A 17,998-nucleotide genomic window follows, 5' to 3' on the forward strand; every position below is an offset into this window, starting at 1 on the left:
TTTCTCCTCCTGAGAATGCGGCTCTAAGAGACGGACAATAACTGATGAATGAACTCTATTGGCATACTTGTGGCGAAGGCGACCGCGATCTTGTGTTGTTGCACGGATGGGGGCTGAATGCCGAGGTGTGGCGTTGCATTTTGCCGCGATTAAGTACGCAATTTCGTGTGCATCTGGTGGATCTGCCAGGCTATGGTCGCAGTCAGGGATTTGGTGCGCTAACGTTGGTTCAGATGAGTGACCTTGTGATCCGGCAAGCGCCAGAGAAAGCCATTTGGCTGGGATGGTCGATGGGCGGCTTAGTCGCAAGCGATATTGCGCTACGTTACCCTGAGCGGGTTTCCTCGCTGATTACCGTTTCGTCCTCTCCATGTTTTACGGCTCGTGAAGGATGGCCTGGGATTAAAAATGAGGTGTTAAGCGGCTTTCAACATCAACTGAGTGAAGATTTTAAACGCACCGTAGAGCGCTTCTTAGCATTACAGACCTTGGGTACGGAAAGCGCACGGCAGGATGCCCGTATTTTAAAAGACGTGGTGCTAACACAGCCGATGCCATCAGTTGAGGTACTCAACGGGGGTTTGGATATTCTCCGTACTGAAGATTTACGTGAGCAGATTGCAGACTTATCTATGCCGCTGCTACGTATTTACGGTTATCTGGATGGATTAGTACCTCGTAAGGTCGCTGCGCTGCTGGATGAGTCTTGCCCTAGGAGCAAGTCCGTGGTGATTCAAAAATCAGCTCATGCGCCGTTTGTGTCACATCCGGCGGAGTTTTGTGAGGTGGTGGAGACGTGGGGGAGAGAGGAGTAAGAGGGTTTTATCCTAGACGCTATTTCCGCTCCGGTTTGGTATCGGCCATCCAGGCCGCCCCAAACTCCGGCTCGTTGTCCTTCAGCCGAAAAGGGGTATGTAGGTTAGGATTCGCCGACAGGACGTCGGCGATTGAGCCGCCTTGCTTGGATGCCTGCACCGTGTCTATGTAGATTTAGGCGTTCTAGGCGTACGAAACCTTACACTGAAACCTACACCGCAGTTACAACAGGCTAAGCGAACACCAGTAATCAGTGTATCCCCTTCGTCTTGTATACCACCGTCTCACAGTTCTTACTCGTCTCAGGGCATCCTTTGCAGCTGCCGCTTACGCAGCCATTATCGATGTCATCAACTTTTTCTACACAGCCCATTTGCTCTAAGCGTTCTAGCATCGCCAGCACCATGGCTGGCGAGCCGTTGACTTCGCGGCAGAGCTGATTGAGCTCGATGCGGCCGTGTAGGGCAACCGTATCGCGTACTTTTAGCAGGCTTGCCATTCTGTCTTCCTCTTAATACTCACCGTGCGTCATTAGTCTTAATGACAGCTGCCCTTACCGGTATCACAGCAGCAGCTGGCGGGGTCGTTGACTAAACGGACGCTCACTCGATCGCGTGAACGGCGTAGGGCGACCAATACTAACGCATTGAATATCACGACAAGGGCAATGGCTATGGTGCTGTATTGTGGATGGCTGGTGAAATTAGCCACCTGATAGAACACGGTTGCCAGTGAATATGCGACGTTCAAGCCCCACAGAATGGAAAATGTCATCCAGCCTCGGCTGCTTTCACGGGCAATAGCGCCCATCACTGATACACAAGGTACGTATAGCAGAACGAAGATCAGGTAGGCATAAGCGGCGCTCGCGCTGCCAAATTTGCTGCCCATGACGCCCATTGAACCTGAGCCCATCTCACCATCACCTTTGCTGGCTTCGATTGGGTTAGCGAATACGCTCAGGCTAAAGGTGTCTTTCAGGCTTTGCCATGTTTCACCCACGGCTTCTTCTAAGCCACCAATCAGGCTGTAGGCAGCGGGCTCGAACTCTTCTTCATGAATTTGCTCGGCGGTGTACAAGGTGTTCAAGGTACCAACAACCACTTCTTTCGCCATAGCACCCGTCACTAAACCGACCGTAGCCTGCCAGTTATCGCTGTGAACGCCGATAGGTTGTAGCAATGGCGTCATCACTTTACTGACAGAAGCCAGCGCAGAATCGTTGATGCTGTCTACGGCTTTTCCACTGAAGGAGAAGCTGTTTAGCGCACCGATAAAGATACTGACGATGATGATAACTTTACCTGCGCGCAGCACGAAGCCTTTCAGACGCTGCCAAGTTTGCAAAAGCAGGCTTTTCAAATGGGGGACGTGATAGACCGGTAGCTCCATCACAAACGGAGACGCTTCACCGCGCATGATAGTGTGCTTAAGCATCAGCCCTGTCAGAATCGCCATGACAATACCGAGCATATACAGCGAGAACACTACCAGTGCGCCGCCTTGGCCGAAGAATGCTGCAGAGAACACCGCAAAGATCGCCAGACGCGCACCGCAGGACATAAATGGTGCCATTAGCACGGTGATCAGGCGTTCACGTGGTGCATCTAGGGTACGCGCCCCCATAACGGAAGGTACGTTACAGCCAAAACCGACGATCAAAGGAACGAATGATTTACCTGGTAAGCCCAGTGCCTGCATCATGCGGTCAACCACGAAAGCGGCGCGAGCCATATAACCGGAGTCCTCAAGGAAGGAGAGGAACAGATACATCATCCCGATTTGTGGGACGAGAGGCAGGACGGTGTTAATACCGCCACCAACGCCTTGAGCAAGGAAAATGGTCAGCCATTCAGGGAAGTGCAGTGTATACCCAAGCCACTGTAGACCTTGGACAAAGATGGTAGAAGAACCGACGTCGAACAGCGGCTGTAGCGCGCCACCAATGTTGATCGCTAGAACAAACATGACGTACATCACCAGCAGGAAAATCGGTATGCCCAGCCAGCGGTTGAGAATAATGCGGTCTAGTTTTTCCGTCAGGATATTAGGCAGCGCCGTGGTGGTGTTACTCACGGAATCACAAATATCCGTAATACTTTGATAGCGCGAATCCGCAATGATCAATGCAGGATCTTCGTTTAGCGTGCGCTTCAGTGTGTCCTGCACTTCAGGCAGAATTTTCAATGCATTGCTGGCACGTGTTGAGCTGTAAATATCTCCTTCCAGCAACTGTAGTGCTAGCCAGCGACGTTGCTGCACCGCGAGAGTGTCAGGCATTGCTTGAGACAAACGATCCACCTGTCCTAGCAGCAGTGGTGGATATTCGACTAGCGCTTCAACGGCGCATGTTGGTGGCAAATCGATAGCTTTTTTCAGCTCAACGATGCCGCTGGCGCGGGTAGAAACGAGCGGGATCACCGGGCAACCAAGGCGACGAGAAAGGGCTTCAATATCAATATCAATCTGCTGACTGCGAGCGATATCCAGCATATTCAGTGCGATGATGCAGGGGATACCTAACTCGAGAAGTTGCAGCGTTAGATACAGATTGCGCTCAAGGTTAGAGGCATCAACGACGTTGATGATTAAATCAGCGTCCCCACTCAGGATATAGTGACAAGCGATCTGCTCATCCAACGATGTCTGTTCTGAAATCGTTGTCAGCGAATAAGTACCGGGTAGATCTACCAGCTTGACTTGATGTTCCTGAGTCGTGAAATGACCTTCTTTACGTTCTACCGTGACGCCGGCCCAGTTACCAACGCGCTGGCGGGAGCCTGTCAGCTGGTTGAATAGCGTGGTTTTACCTGAGTTGGGGTTACCAATTAACCCGATGGTGAGCTGTTTCATAATCCAACATTTTATAAGGAGAGTGTGCAGCAGACGAGTTGACCACAGGTCTTATCGCCATCCCATAAATGATCGCTGCTGACAATCGGCCAGCAGCAAAGCGATCCGCGGAGCTATGCGCCGTTAGCCGTAATCTGTGGCGTCATAACGGTAGTTTTGGTTTTATCGTCCAGCGGCATCGATTCAATCGTCAATAATTCAAGATCTTTTTTACGCAGTACGAGGCTTACACGGCGCGATTTCACTTCAATCGGGTCGCCAAGTGGCGCAATGCGAACCACGCTGAATGGAGAGCCTGGCAAAAAACCCAGAGAAAGTAATTTCTGACGGTAGGCAGGGCTAATTAAAGGCGAAAAGCCAATGATTTTATATTGGTGGCCCGGAATAAGCTGATGCATAAAAAACCTTCTTACATTCGGTAATTTGCTACGGGGAAATACTCGGGTCTGAGGTTTTATATCAGACGGGAGAACCGGATTATTTTTATCCTTGGCGATAGCGCCGCGCATTCTAGAAGAGTGATGCAAGATGGCATTGGAGAATGCGTAATATAATAATATTGAGAATCATTATTAAAATCACAGGAAAAAAGTCGCCAAGGGCTGTGAAATCTGTCGTCAACGTCCTCGGCGGATTAGCTGTAATTCAATCCTTATTGTGCCGTTTTAGCACTATTTTTCAGCTATCGCAAATGAGAATCATTGGTTACAAGAGTTAATAATTTGTATGTCTTTCACGGCTTATCTCTATGAAATTAAAAGACACAGCGGTTATATATTCAATATATTTGATAAAACTAATGAGGTTTGTAGGGAGGAGGAAATAAATTTGAATGAAAGGTGGCTGTTTATCAGCAAAGTTAGGGAATTAATAGGTTAATAAAACTGAGTTTCTAAACATTAATAATGTTAAAAATAGCGCGCTAAAGAAACTACTTTTAACTATTTGTTATCAAGTTGGATGGGTGACACATGGGCATTCACTGATGTAATTGCAATGAATACTCATTTAGATTTGTAAAATGTGATGAATCTCACCTTCCCTCATCGAAAATCGAGGAGAGGGAAGGTGATTTGAGGATTCCCTTAGCGCTTCAGCTTTCCTAAAGCGGCGGCCAATGCATCGCCCATGGCGCTGTTATTGCCGCTATCCTGTTTCTTATCATTGCGTGCAGGTCGCGCATTGCTGTTGGCAGGACGCTGACGCTCTGTGGTGCGTTCTGCGCTACCACGACGTGAACCCCCTTCTCCTGGCTGCTCATCCAAACGCATGGTTAAAGCGATACGCTTGCGCTGCATATCCACTTCCATGACTTTAACCTTCACGATATCGCCTGCTTTAACCACTTTATGTGGATCATCAACAAACTTATCGGCCAAGGACGAGATGTGAACCAAACCATCTTGGTGAACACCGATATCAACGAATGCACCAAAATTGGTCACGTTGGTCACGGAGCCTTCCAAAATCATCCCCGGCTGGAGATCGTTCATGGTTTCAACGCCGTCGGCAAAGGTCGCCGTTTTGAACTCAGGGCGAGGATCTCGGCCCGGTTTTTCCAGCTCTTTGATGATATCCGTGACGGTTGGTACACCAAAACGCTCATCGGTAAATTCGCTGGCTTTCAGGTTACGCAATTCGGTTGGGTTACCCATTAGCTCCTGTAGGCTCTGACGTGTTGCTGCCAGAATACGCTCCACAACAGGATAAGCTTCAGGGTGAACGGTGGATGCATCAAGCGGGTTATCGCCGTGATTGATACGCAGGAAGCCGGCACATTGTTCAAACGCTTTAGGGCCTAAACGGCTAACTTTAAGCAGTTGTTCGCGGTTGCTGAAGCGGCCATTTTCATCGCGCCAGCCAACGATATTTTGCGCCATCAAACGGGTGAGACCAGCGACTCGCGCCAGCAACGGCACTGAGGCTGTATTCAGATCTACACCGACGGCGTTTACGCAGTCTTCGACAACCGCATCCAATTTGCGAGCCAGCTGAGTTTGGCTGACATCATGCTGATACTGACCAACACCGATTGATTTTGGATCGATTTTGACTAGTTCAGCTAAGGGATCTTGCAGACGACGGGCGATAGATACCGCTCCACGGATGGATACATCCAGGTCGGGAAACTCTTGAGCCGCTAATTCTGACGCCGAGTAAACCGATGCGCCCGCTTCGCTGACGATGACTTTCTGTCCCTTAACTTCAGGGAACTGACGTTGTACGTCTAAATAGAAGCGTTCAGTTTCGCGAGATGCGGTACCGTTGCCAATCGCAACCAGCTCAACGTTGTGTTTGATACACAGCGCTGCAACTACCGCAGCGGCTTTAGCAGCCTGCCCGGTATGTGGATAAATGGTATCTGTGGCAACCAGTTTGCCAGTACCATCTACCACGGCAACCTTAACGCCGGTACGCAGCCCTGGATCGAGACCCATCGTTGCGCGCATCCCCGCAGGGGCTGCCATCAGCAGGTCATGCATGTTACGGGCGAATACGTTGATAGCCTCGTCTTCTGCGCGTTCGCGCAGCGTACCCATCAGCTCGGTTTCCAGATGCAATAGCACCTTGATACGCCATGTCCAGTTCACTACGGCTTTGCGCCATGCATCAGCCGGTGCATTGTTCAGACGCAAACCTAAATGGTCGATGATGATTTGTTCGCAGTAGCTTTCGCGCGGTGCTTCATCAAACTGAGGATCGGCATTCAGTGAAAGTTGCAGTACGCCTTCGTTGCGGCCACGGAACATGGCTAGCGCGCGATGAGAGGGAACGTTAGCAATAGGTTCGTGATGATTGAAGTAGTCACGGAATTTCGCGCCTTCTTCCTCTTTGCCTTCCACGACTTTGGAAACGAGATGGGCGTTTTTCCAGAGATAGTGACGCACTTTGGCCAACAGCGCCGCGTCTTCGGAGAAACGTTCCATCAAAATGTAGCGAGCGCCATCAAGAGCGGCTTTGGTATCGGCAACGCCTTTGTCGGCATCGACGAAGCTTGCCGCCAGAGTATCAGGATCTTGCTGTGGGTCTTGCCAAAGCGAATCGGCTAAAGGTTCCAGACCAGCTTCAATGGCAATCTGTCCACGAGTGCGACGTTTAGGCTTATACGGAAGGTATAAATCTTCGAGTTCAGTTTTGCTCATTGTGCCGTTAATGGCACCAGCAACTTGTTCGGTGAGCTTACCTTGGTCGTCGATAGACTTCAGGATCGTGGCTCGGCGTTCTTCCAGTTCGCGCAGGTAAACCAAGCGGGTTTCTAACTGACGCAACTGGGTATCGTCTAGACCACCAGTGACTTCTTTACGGTAGCGAGCGATAAAAGGGACGGTGTTACCTTCGTCCAAGAGGCGAATTGCTGAGTCAACCTGCTCTGGCCGTGCTTGCAGTTCGCTAGCAATAATGCGGCTCAATGAATCATTCATAGAATCAGTATGTCCGTAAGTTTAAAAATCATGGGCAAGTATATACTTTTTGATGCACAAACATGCCAGTTCAGGGGGCCGCGAAGCGCTCGGATAATGCCGAATTATGCCTTCGGATACTCAATTTCATTCACATACCACACCGCTTCACCGGCGGGAGTCATGACGGTTACGGCGTCGCCAACCTCTTTCTTGAGTAAGGCTCGCGCCATCGGCGAATCGATAGAGATATAGTCTTTTTGGCCGAAAATTTCATCATAGCCGACGATACGAAAGCGTTTGATGGTGCCCTCATCGTTTTCTACTTCAACCCATGCGCCGAAGAAGACTTTGCCATCTTGCTGGGGGGAATAGTCTACGATCCGCAACTGCTCAAGGCATTTGGTCAGATAGCGAACTCGACGGTCAATTTCGCGCAGGCGCTTTTTGTTATATTGATAGTCCGCGTTTTCGCTACGGTCGCCTAGACTCGCTGCCCATGTCACTTTTTTCGTGACCTCCGGACGCTCTTCTCGCCAGAGGTAGTCCAGCTCCTGTTTGAGCTTTTCGTAGCCGCCGCGTGTAATCAGTTGCGTTTTCATTCTTTGCTGCCCTGTAAAACACATAAAATAAAAATCGGGGGACTCACTAATGCCCGCTTGTCACCTTCGTCTTCCGAGCTATCATCATTCTGACTTCTGCTCTGTAACTTGCAGGATTTTACCCATGTGCGGGGGTGGAACGTTATCTCAGGATCCGCAAGAATACAATTCGAGCCTAGACGTGTCGTCTTACGATGCCGATTTGATCGCATTTCTGCTATAAAAAGTGCAATAACTGTCCGTAAGCATAAGATAAATAACCTTTGTAACAATTTAGGCTAGAATATAAACCATTATCTGCTGTCTCAATTGCCACAGTTTCTGAACAATAGGTGTCTTTAAAAGATCCCTTTATTTTTATAACGGCTCAGCGTGTCGGGCATCCAGCCTTTGGCGCCTTTGGGAGAACACCATGCAAGAGAACTACAAAATATTAGTTGTTGATGATGACATGCGCCTGCGTGCGCTGTTAGAGCGCTATCTGACCGAACAAGGTTTTCAGGTACGCAGTGTCGCCAACGCCGAGCAAATGGATCGCTTGCTAACCCGTGAATCTTTCCACCTGATGGTGCTGGATTTAATGCTGCCAGGTGAAGATGGTCTCTCCATCTGCCGCCGTTTGCGCAGCCAAAGTAACCCGATGCCAATTATTATGGTGACGGCGAAAGGCGAAGAGGTCGATCGCATCGTTGGTTTGGAAATCGGCGCTGATGACTATATTCCTAAACCGTTTAACCCACGCGAACTGTTGGCCCGTATCCGCGCCGTGTTGCGCCGTCAGGCTAACGAATTACCGGGCGCGCCTTCACAGGAAGATGCGGTTATCTCCTTTGGTAAGTTCAAACTGAATCTTGGCACGCGCGAAATGTTCCGTGAAGACGAACCTATGCCGTTAACCAGCGGTGAGTTTGCGGTGCTTAAAGCCTTAGTTAGCCATCCGCGTGAGCCACTGTCTCGCGATAAACTGATGAATCTGGCTCGTGGCCGTGAATACAGTGCGATGGAACGTTCCATCGATGTGCAGATTTCTCGCCTGCGCCGCATGGTTGAAGAAGATCCGGCTCATCCTCGTTACATCCAGACCGTTTGGGGTCTCGGCTACGTCTTTGTCCCGGACGGCAGTAAAGCATGAGGAGACTGCGCTTCTCTCCGCGTAGCTCGTTTGCCCGCACGTTATTGCTGATTGTCACCTTACTGTTTGTCAGTTTGGTGACAACGTATTTGGTGGTGCTGAATTTTGCGATTCTGCCAAGCCTACAGCAGTTCAATAAAGTGTTGGCCTACGAAGTCCGTATGTTGATGACGGACAAGCTGCAGTTGGAAGATGGCACACAGCTGGAGGTTCCTCCGGCTTTTCGTCGTGAGATTTACCGTGAGTTGGGCATTTCGCTCTACACCAATTCTGCGGCGGAGGAGAGTGGTTTGCGCTGGGCGCAACACTATCAGTTCCTCAGCCAGCAGATGGCTCAACAGCTGGGTGGTCCAACGGATGTGCGTGTTGAGATCAGTAAAAATACCCCGGTGGTGTGGCTGAAAACGTGGCTGTCGCCTGATATCTGGGTTCGAGTCCCGTTAACAGAAATCCATCAGGGCGATTTTTCTCCGCTATTTAGATATACGCTGGCCATTATGCTGTTGGCGATCGGTGGCGCGTGGCTGTTTATTCGTATCCAGAACCGACCCTTAGTTGAACTGGAACACGCCGCCATTCAGGTAGGGAAGGGGCATATACCGCCCCCGCTACGAGAATATGGGGCGTCAGAGGTTCGCTCAGTAACGCGCGCATTTAACCAGATGGCAGCCGGGGTTAAGCAGCTCGCTGATGACCGAACGCTGCTTATGGCCGGTGTGAGTCATGACTTACGTACGCCGCTCACGCGTATCCGTTTAGCTACGGAGATGATGAGCAGCGAAGATGGTTATCTGGCCGAATCGATCAATAAAGATACCGAAGAGTGCAACGCCATCATTGAGCAGTTCATTGATTATCTGCGCACCGGACAAGAGATGCAGACTGAAGTTTGCGACCTAAACGGTATCTTAGCCGAAGTTGTCGCGGCTGAAAGTGGCTATGAGCGTGTGATTGATACTGATTTTGCCGAGGGTGAGCTGTTGGTGGATGCTCATCCCCTGTCGATCAAACGTGCTGTGGTGAACATGGTGGTTAACGCCACGCGTTACGGTAATGGTTGGATTAAGGTCAGCAGCGGCACCGAGGGCAAAAAAGCGTGGTTCCAAGTGGAAGACGACGGCCCTGGGATTGCACCTGAGCAGCTGGCACATTTATTCCAACCGTTTGTGCGTGGTGAAAGCGCTCGTACCACCAGCGGTACCGGCCTAGGCTTGGCAATTTTGCAGCGAATTATTGATGGTCATTCCGGCAGTTTGGATATTGGTACCAGTGAACGCGGCGGGCTTCGTATTCGTGCTTTGCTGTTGACTCCTGAGCCTACTCCAGCGCCCTCTCACAGCGTCAAAAATAGCCATAAGAAGAAAGATAAAGAGCCTCATCACTGAATAGGATCTTACTTGGGTTCTTAAGTAAAAAAGGAGCCTTACGGCTCCTTTGGCTTTTTAGCTAATTAAATCAAACCTTCGGCCCCACTTTCACCAGCGCCGCACCTGCAGGGGTGTCGGTGTATTTATCAAAGTTGGTGACAAAGCGTTGGGCCAGGTCTTCGGCTTTTTCCTGCCACTGTTCTTTGCTGGCGTAGGTGTCGCGTGGATCCAGAATATCTGGGTTCACACCTGGCAGCGCCGTTGGTACTGCCAGATTAAAGATTGGCAGTGTAAACGTTTCCGCATTATCGATTTCACCGCTCAGGATGGCATCAATAATCGCACGGGTGTCTTTGATCGAAATACGTTTACCCGTTCCATTCCAGCCGGTATTGACCAGATAGGCCTGAGCACCGGCGGCCTGCATGCGTTTAACCAGAACTTCCGCATATTTAGTTGGGTGCAACGACAGGAACGCTGCGCCGAAACATGCAGAGAAGGTTGGCGTTGGCTCAGTGACGCCACGCTCGGTGCCTGCTAACTTCGCGGTAAAACCAGACAGGAAATGATACTGGGTTTGATCGGCGGTTAAACGAGAAACCGGTGGTAACACGCCAAAGGCGTCCGCGGTCAAGAAAATCACTTTCTTAGCATGACCGGCTTTCGACACTGGCTTAACAATGTTATGGATGTGGTAGATCGGGTAAGAGACACGGGTGTTTTCCGTTTTAGACCCGTCATTGAAATCAACCGAACCATCTTCAAGTACCACTACGTTTTCCAATAACGCATCACGAGTTATCGCGTGATAGATATCGGGCTCAGCCTCTTCTGACAGCTTAATGGTTTTTGCGTAGCAGCCACCTTCAAAGTTGAATACGCCGTCATCATCCCAGCCATGTTCGTCATCACCAATAAGTTGGCGATTAGGATCGGTTGAAAGCGTTGTTTTACCCGTGCCGGAAAGACCGAAGAAAATAGCCACGTCGCCTTTTTCGCCAACGTTGGCAGAGCAGTGCATAGACGCGATGTTTTTCAGCGGTAGCAGGTAGTTCATGATCGAGAACATACCTTTCTTCATTTCCCCACCGTACCAAGTACCACCAATCAGTTGGATACGCTCGGTCAAATTGAAGGCCACGAAGTTTTCAGAGTTCAGGCCCTGTTCTTTCCACTGTGGGTTAGTGCATTTAGCACCGTTCATCACGATGAAATCGGGCTTAAAGTTGGCAAGTTCTTCGTCAGTTGGACGGATAAACATATTCTTAACAAAGTGTGCCTGCCAAGCAACTTCGGTAATAAAGCGAACACTCAGACGAGTATCGCTGTTGGCGCCACAGAATGCGTCAACGATAAACAGGCGTTTACCTGAAAGCTCTTTGGTTACCAATGACTTCAGATGCTGCCAGACTTCAACGGAAAGTGGGTGGTTGTCGTTTTTACCTTTTCCCTGATCTGACCACCACACGGTATCGCGTGTGACGTCATCGCGCACAATGTACTTATCTTTAGGGGAACGACCGGTAAAAATTCCGGTATCTACCGCGACTGCGCCTAAATTGGTCACAGTGCCGCGCTCATAGCCTTTTAGATCTGGGGCAGTTTCTTCTTGGAAGAGCAGGTCATAACTTGGGTTGTAAATGATTTCAGCTGCGTCAGTGATTCCATATTCTGCCAAATCCTGCGGGGTTAAGCCTTTCTTATGCATGACACTACTCCTTTCCTTGTAAGATTAGATTTTTAGCTGCTTCTAGTGTCAGAGATTGAAGTTCGTATAACCGAGAGAATCATCAAAAAAAACAATTTTCATCCGCCTTTCATTCAGTTATGAGATGAACAACACGGAATTTACCACCAGATAATCTATATATGCTGAGCAGGATCAATGAAAAAGCCCGCATTCCCGTCATCTTCAAAGGTATCGGGGATATGCGGGCTTCGCCTTTTTCGGGGGAAAATCAGCGTTTAGTGAACGCAATCTTCATTATGACTCTGTCCACCGGCAAACAGTGATTCAATATCAATTTTATCAAATACATAATGATTACCGCAGTATTCACAATGCATATCGATGTTGCCATCTTCTTCCAGCATATGATTCAGTTCTTCAACCGGAACCGTCAGCAGGGCGCTAGCGCTACGCTCACGTGAACAGGTGCAGCGGAAGGTCACATCCTGCGGTTCATACAGAGTCACTTCTTCCTGATGATACAGACGATATAGCACTTCGTTAGCCGGTAAGCCGAACAGTTCTTCAGATTTTACCGTTGCGGTCAACTGCGCCAGATGCGACAAATCTTCCACGTTATTGGGTTGAGCTGGCATGATTTGCAGCAACATACCTGCCGCGCATGCGGCTCCATCATGCTCACCGGTGCGAATGAACAGTCGGGTTGGTAGCTGCTCAGACTGCATAAAGTAAGCCTCGAGGCATTCAGCCAGCGTTTCACCTTCTAGGCCAACAACGCCTTGATAGCGTTCACCTTCGTTAGGGGTAATAGTAATCACCATCACACCGTTGCCTAGCATTTCGCGCATGCTGCTGCCTTCAGCGATATCACCCTGTAGACGTGCAACGCCGCGCATTTCTTGCTGGTTATTGCCGTTAATCACCGCCATCTTTAATGGGCCATCACCTTGGATCTGAACGGTGATATCGCCATCAAATTTCAGCGTGGCAGTTAACAGGCTGGTGGCAACCAATAGCTCACCCAGCAGCGTTTGCACCGGTGCCGGATAGCTGTGGTTTTCGAGCATCTGCTGGAAAGTGTGGCTGGCCGTAACCAGTTCGCCGCGAACGGCCATATTTTCAAACAGATAGCGATGTAATTGGTCGTGATTAGACATGTTTTTCTCTCTTAGGGCTTTACCCTGACTGACTTGAAGCCGCTGTCGCCGCTCCAATTAATGAGGCTTGTTTGCCATGTTTAATTTATTCGTTTGAAGTCTGATCGTTTTTAAACTTCAGTAACGTACGTCGTTCTTTCTTATCTGGTCGACGATCGGGGTGCGGCATGGTCAGCGCATTCATCTTGCGTGCGAGTGCGACTTTTTCTCGATTTTCGATACTGGCCGCAGTTTCTTCATAGAGCTGTTGGGCATCGGCAGCACCGCGCCTTTGGGCGGTGAGCGCAGTCACTATGATCGTGCGATCGTCATTTCCTTGGCGTAGCTTGATTTCAGCGCCAATTTCCACAATTTTACTGGGTTTACCACGCTGTCCGTTGTAGTGAACCTTCCCACCATCGACCATTTCACGTGCGATGGCGCGGGTTTTATAAAATCGCGCAGCCCAGAGCCATTTATCCAAACGAATGGCACTGTCATCCTGTTCGTTCTTACCTTTCATACGGGCTCCTACCTCTGTGGCGATAACCTAAGGCGCAGGGCTTTCAGCGTGGTGAATAGCGTTTATCGTAGCTGAAAGGCTGGCAGTAATGTGCGGTAGTCATTCATGGACGGATGGCGTGAGAATTGCTTTTCGGCCATGCTTGAGTCCGGGTTGCGTACGCCGAGGCAGTAGCGAATACCATAGCTTTGCGCAGCATCCAGAATGGGTTCGGCATCATCGACGAAAAGCGTTGTTGCAGGATTAAAACCGGTACGTTTTTGTACCGCCTGCCACAAACGCTGATCTTCCTTCGGATAACCAAATGTGTGGGTGGAAAATAATAAATCAAGATGCTGGTCGAGTCCGGTGTGTTCTAGCTTCACGGCGAGCCCATGTGGATGGGCATTGGTGAGTAAAATAGTTTTTCTTCCGCTCGCGCGTAGCGCCTCTAAAAATGGCTGAGTATCTTGGCGTAAGCGCGCTCGGGCTCCCACTTCGGTAGTCATCTGATATATGTCCAGATCGAGACGTTCGCTCCAATAATCAAAACAGTACCAGTTCAGCGTGTGCTGAACGGCGTTGTATTCATTACGGATCAGCTTTTTCGCTTCGTCGAGTTCAATACCGCGGCGTTCGCTCAGCGTTTGTGGCACGAGATTGAGCCAGAAGTAGCTGTCAAATTCGAGATCCAATAATGTCCCATCCATATCCAGCAGGACGGTTTCAATTTCCTGCCAGTTAAAATCAGGCTGTTGGTTTGGGATGAGGGACATAAAAGGGCTCCTTGGGAGATAGACGAAAAAGCCAGCAAATGCTGGCTAATCAATTATATTTTTACTCTGATGGCTTGTCATGCCAGCCGATGAAATTAGCGGCGTGGGGGCGTATCAAACGGCATGATACTGTGGTTAATACATTGATCATAATAGCGCTGGATATCAGGGATACGATTCATTGATTTTTGTATCCTGAACATAAACATCATGGCATTGACCACGATGATAAGCGCCACGGCAAGGAGCAGTATGCAGGTCAGGATATATCTCCACAGCGTGAGTCCATCAGGCTCGCTGTGCAGCATGATGTGTCGGGTACCGTTGGCATCTGTGCTGATTTCAGTGATGACACCGCTAGCTTTGAACGGCGTTGACAATAGCTGCTGTGACAACGATTCAAGCTCACGCCACTGATCGATCGCAGTGTAATCATAGAGTGAAATTGCAGGTTGTGGATGATTGACCAGCTGTTTTCCTTCGTCGCTAATAATCAAGAAACCACCCGGTGGCGTAGCGGTCAGTGACTGAGCCGCCTGATGTGTTTCTCGGTAATAGAACGATGAAACGGCGCTATTCACTATGTTAGATAACAGCTGAGCGCTGGCCGGACGGAGAAGAACATTGACACCGTCTAGTCCACCATTTTTGGCCTTCTTCAGCAGTGCGTTCCAAGAGCGACTGTTGCCAAGATTGACCAATGAATTTTTAAGCCGAGTACATTCTGATTCCTGCGCGCACAGATCTTCAGTGCGCAAAACGATATCAGCAAAGTCATCTAACAAGATCATGCCTGATTTTTGAATGGCATTGGCAAGCCCTGGGTTGACCTTCTGCTCTTCGTTATTTGCATTGAGCTGGCGATTAACGGTGCTCAGTAATGCCGCTGCATTATCTATAACATCTGAAGCCGGAGCCGCCATTGGCGTCGCGTTGCTCCAGTATATGGCGGAGCAATCGAAAGGCATAAATGGATAGCGAGTGCCTTCCTGATAAGAGGCTGGAACATGGCACATACCAGTGCCCTGAATATTTAAGCTATCGCCTACATGCAGAGGTAGTGCCGCGAGAGACTTCACGTTATTGACATCTACGGTTTGATTGCCATGTAGCCAAGCTGAACTGAGCTTAAACGGAATACTGAGTGGCTGGGTAGAAAGCAGCAGTGCTAATGTCAGTAATGCGCCGCTCATGAGGACAATATTGCGTCCCCAGCGTTGTAGCGGAAAATTTTTTACTTCGTCGTGCAGTGACAGAAAGCGGCCTTGCCTGACGACTTGGCGGTTAAGGTACATTTCGATATCGGTTTTTTGCCCGAGATCTTTTTGAATATAGTTCTGCCAATGCGCTGGATAGATAAGATCCAACGTCCCTAAAGAGACGTTGTTTATTTGACCAAGATTAGACTCCCCGAACAGTCCCCAGCGTTTAGGAATGCCTCGAATGCAGTGAACTTCTTTGAGATCGCGTTCGGAAGGGCGACTGTATAAACGCCAGATCCCCCACGCAATCAGTCCGGTCGCGGTGGTTAACAACCAAGGCATGACGGCGTTGGGACTGATGAGGCTGGTATAGAGCATGAGCAGTGCGATCACGATAACGACGGATTCGCGGATGCCGCCTTGTTGGCTGAGTTGGTATTCTTGCAGCGTCTCTTTACGCACGCCTTGCAGCTCAACTTTCTCACTCTCGGTTTGGCGGATGGATGCGCTGCTGGTGTTGTCTGGTGGCGGGAGGAAGTCCTCCTGAGTTGCATCAACTAAAGAGTGACCGTTGATGGAGATAACCAATGGAATACTATGGGTTTTAATGACTTCAAGCTGGTTATCGTCGGCGATGTACTGTTCCCAGAAAACGGGGAGGTGTACCTCAATATTATCGAGGTAGTAACGGCGCTTGTTGGGATCGTCAGTGGTCAGCTCGTAACGTGTTATCGCATGGGTAAGCGGATAGACGCGATCCCCCTGAGGCATCAGGCGATGTTGGGCTACGGGCAAGGATGCTTGAGAGGAACTTGAAGAGGATTCAAGCTTATTGATGTATTGCTCAATGGCTTGAAGTTCGTCTTTTTGCAGTTTACGTAGTTTTGTTTTAATAAATGGGAAAGATGTTGTTAGTAACGCAGATTTTTTCATCTTAAACCAATAAACACATCCGGCAATCAGCAGGCAGAGGCTCAGTAGAATTGATGCGATAACTGGTGCACTCATGCCGACCCCGTTTGGTAATCATCACCTTTCTACCTTGCCCAAAAAGGGCATTATACGGATGAATCATAAAGCGAATATAAATATATGTTATGAAGTGATTTTATTTACAGTTTTGCACTGGTGTGCCGCATATTCGTATAAAAAGGTTAGCAGTCAACGCCTGCTGATTATATCGGCATTATCCGATTTTTCTCAGGTGTGGCAAGTAATAGAGAAGTATTGAGCGGAATTTTGTGAGTCAATGCGGGTAGAAACAAAGCTGCAAAATATCCTCAACAAATGTTGCGAATCCAACGTCATCTGCGCACAATGCAAGATGAGATGAATACTGTGATCTGTATCTATAAAGTAAGATATGGATTTCAAATATACCGCATGTCTGGCCCTATGCCAGTGCTTTTGGCCGTTGCCGAATCATACTTAATTGCGGAAAAACCATTAATTCGGGGCCATCATGGAAAAACTCCCACAAAAGCCAAAAATTCTCAGCGTGGAAACTATCGCACGCTCACGTTTGTTTAATGTGGAGTCTGTGGATTTAGAGTTTAGCAACGGCGTACGCCGAGTCTATGAGCGTATGCGTCCTTCTGAGCGTGAAGCCGTGATGATTGTTCCTATTTTGGATGATGACCTGTTGCTGATTCGAGAATATGCCGTAGGCATTGAGAGCTATGAACTCGGTTTCCCTAAAGGATTGATCGATCCTGGCGAAGATGTTTTTCAGGCGGCAAATCGAGAGTTAATGGAAGAGGCTGGGTTTGGCGCTGAGCATTTTACCTTTATGCATAAGTTAACCATGGCGCCTTCCTACTTCTCTAGCCGGATGAATATCGTGTTGGCGGAGAATCTGTTTCCTGAACGTTTGGAAGGTGATGAGCCGGAGCAGATGCCAGTAGTACGCTGGCCGATAGCCCGCATGATGGAGCTGCTTGAAGACCCTGATTTTCGCGAGGCTCGTAACGTCAGCGCGCTATTTTTAGTGCGTGAACTGTTGGCTACGCGTACATCTAAAGTCGATTAGTCGATTGATATAACATAAAAAAGAAAGGGGCCGATTGGCCCCTTTCTCATTTTTGTGCTGATCTGCGATGAATGCCAGTTAGAACAACTCGTGGCTCTCGCCGCCGCTGTCTGTCACCGTAGTACCCGCTTCATGCACTGAGTATTCCGTTGGCTGAGTACCATCGATGAAGTATTCAGACTTGCTGCCAGCTCCTCCGCTAGAAAGCTTGCCTGTGTACTTGTCGATAGTGACGCTGACAATACCCGGAGGTGGAGCCATTTTCTGCTCAGGAACGCCTTCCAGCGCCGCTTTCATAAAGTCATCCCATGCTGGCTGAGCGCTTTTGGCACCGCCTTCTCCGCCGGAGATTTGATCTTTAATCGCGCCAGACGCAGTGGTTCGACCCAAATCACGGCGATGGTCATCGAAACCGATCCAGACACTGGTGACGATGTCAGGGCCATAACCCGAGAACCATGCATCTTTCGAGCTGTTAGTGGTACCCGTTTT

14 protein-coding genes and 1 pseudogene are annotated in these 17,998 nt (G+C 49.4%); 4 read left to right on the top strand and 11 right to left on the bottom strand.

The window, feature by feature from the left end:
- Window positions 1–44 precede the first annotated feature (44 nt).
- Window positions 45–815, top strand: coding sequence for a pimeloyl-ACP methyl ester esterase BioH (gene bioH / locus HMPREF3091_RS03385; RefSeq protein ID WP_070714254.1), 771 nt, complete (start codon window positions 45–47; stop codon window positions 813–815).
- A gap of 251 nt (window positions 816–1,066) precedes the next feature.
- On the opposite strand, the gene HMPREF3091_RS03390 is transcribed toward bioH, so the two are convergent.
- The 5 genes from HMPREF3091_RS03390 to greB all read right to left on the bottom strand — a co-directional run bounded on the left by HMPREF3091_RS03390 (window position 1,067) and on the right by greB (window position 7,672).
- The gene (locus HMPREF3091_RS03390) at window positions 1,067–1,315 is read right to left on the bottom strand and encodes a FeoC-like transcriptional regulator (protein WP_004091016.1); all 249 of its coding nucleotides are present in this window, start codon (window positions 1,313–1,315) and stop codon (window positions 1,067–1,069) included.
- Between the two features lie 38 nt (window positions 1,316–1,353).
- On the bottom strand, window positions 1,354–3,669 hold the full coding sequence (gene feoB / locus HMPREF3091_RS03395) for a Fe(2+) transporter permease subunit FeoB (RefSeq protein WP_070714256.1): 2,316 nt from the start codon (window positions 3,667–3,669) through the stop codon (window positions 1,354–1,356).
- 113 nt (window positions 3,670–3,782) lie between these two features.
- A complete protein-coding gene (feoA, locus tag HMPREF3091_RS03400; RefSeq protein ID WP_035502763.1) occupies window positions 3,783–4,067 on the bottom strand; it encodes a ferrous iron transporter A in 285 nt (94 codons plus the stop codon).
- 687 nt (window positions 4,068–4,754) lie between these two features.
- Complete coding sequence (locus tag HMPREF3091_RS03405; protein WP_070714259.1) at window positions 4,755–7,091, bottom strand: Tex family protein; 2,337 nt, start codon at window positions 7,089–7,091, stop codon at window positions 4,755–4,757.
- Window positions 7,092–7,195: 104 nt separating this feature from the next.
- On the bottom strand, window positions 7,196–7,672 hold the full coding sequence (greB, locus tag HMPREF3091_RS03410; protein ID WP_008815514.1) for a transcription elongation factor GreB: 477 nt from the start codon (window positions 7,670–7,672) through the stop codon (window positions 7,196–7,198).
- A gap of 412 nt (window positions 7,673–8,084) precedes the next feature.
- Between greB and ompR the strand changes: the two genes are divergently transcribed.
- Together ompR and envZ are read left to right on the top strand one after the other, a co-directional pair.
- Complete coding sequence (gene ompR, locus HMPREF3091_RS03415) at window positions 8,085–8,804, top strand: osmolarity response regulator transcription factor OmpR (RefSeq protein ID WP_004091002.1); 720 nt, start codon at window positions 8,085–8,087, stop codon at window positions 8,802–8,804.
- Window positions 8,801–10,189 (top strand): two-component system sensor histidine kinase EnvZ, encoded by a 1,389-nt coding sequence (gene envZ, locus HMPREF3091_RS03420; protein WP_004091000.1) that lies wholly within the window; start codon window positions 8,801–8,803, stop codon window positions 10,187–10,189. Before ompR ends, envZ begins: the two co-directional genes overlap by 4 nt.
- A 70-nt stretch (window positions 10,190–10,259) precedes the next feature.
- On the opposite strand, the gene pckA is transcribed toward envZ, so the two are convergent.
- The 5 genes from pckA to HMPREF3091_RS03445 form a co-directional block, all read right to left on the bottom strand.
- Window positions 10,260–11,879 (bottom strand): phosphoenolpyruvate carboxykinase (ATP), encoded by a 1,620-nt coding sequence (gene pckA, locus HMPREF3091_RS03425; protein WP_070714260.1) that lies wholly within the window; start codon window positions 11,877–11,879, stop codon window positions 10,260–10,262.
- 257 nt (window positions 11,880–12,136) lie between these two features.
- On the bottom strand, window positions 12,137–13,018 hold the full coding sequence (gene hslO / locus HMPREF3091_RS03430) for an Hsp33 family molecular chaperone HslO (protein ID WP_070714262.1): 882 nt from the start codon (window positions 13,016–13,018) through the stop codon (window positions 12,137–12,139).
- A gap of 85 nt (window positions 13,019–13,103) precedes the next feature.
- Window positions 13,104–13,520: a ribosome-associated heat shock protein Hsp15 gene (hslR, locus tag HMPREF3091_RS03435; protein WP_004090994.1), complete on the bottom strand. Its 417-nt coding sequence runs from the start codon at window positions 13,518–13,520 to the stop codon at window positions 13,104–13,106.
- Window positions 13,521–13,582: 62 nt separating this feature from the next.
- Window positions 13,583–14,275: a GMP/IMP nucleotidase gene (yrfG, locus tag HMPREF3091_RS03440; RefSeq protein ID WP_004090992.1), complete on the bottom strand. Its 693-nt coding sequence runs from the start codon at window positions 14,273–14,275 to the stop codon at window positions 13,583–13,585.
- 95 nt (window positions 14,276–14,370) lie between these two features.
- The gene (locus HMPREF3091_RS03445) at window positions 14,371–16,485 is read right to left on the bottom strand and encodes an IgaA/UmoB family intracellular growth attenuator (RefSeq protein ID WP_070714264.1); all 2,115 of its coding nucleotides are present in this window, start codon (window positions 16,483–16,485) and stop codon (window positions 14,371–14,373) included.
- 454 nt (window positions 16,486–16,939) lie between these two features.
- Between HMPREF3091_RS03445 and nudE the strand changes: the two genes are divergently transcribed.
- A complete protein-coding gene (gene nudE, locus HMPREF3091_RS03450) occupies window positions 16,940–17,506 on the top strand; it encodes an ADP compounds hydrolase NudE (RefSeq protein WP_004090988.1) in 567 nt (188 codons plus the stop codon).
- Between the two features lie 78 nt (window positions 17,507–17,584).
- Here the strand turns inward: nudE and mrcA are convergent.
- Window positions 17,585–17,998: pseudogene (mrcA, locus tag HMPREF3091_RS22815) on the bottom strand (peptidoglycan glycosyltransferase/peptidoglycan DD-transpeptidase MrcA); the annotation flags it as partial.

It is taken from the genome of Hafnia sp. HMSC23F03 (assembly GCF_001816025.1).
Classification (GTDB): Bacteria; Pseudomonadota; Gammaproteobacteria; order Enterobacterales; family Enterobacteriaceae; genus Hafnia; species Hafnia paralvei.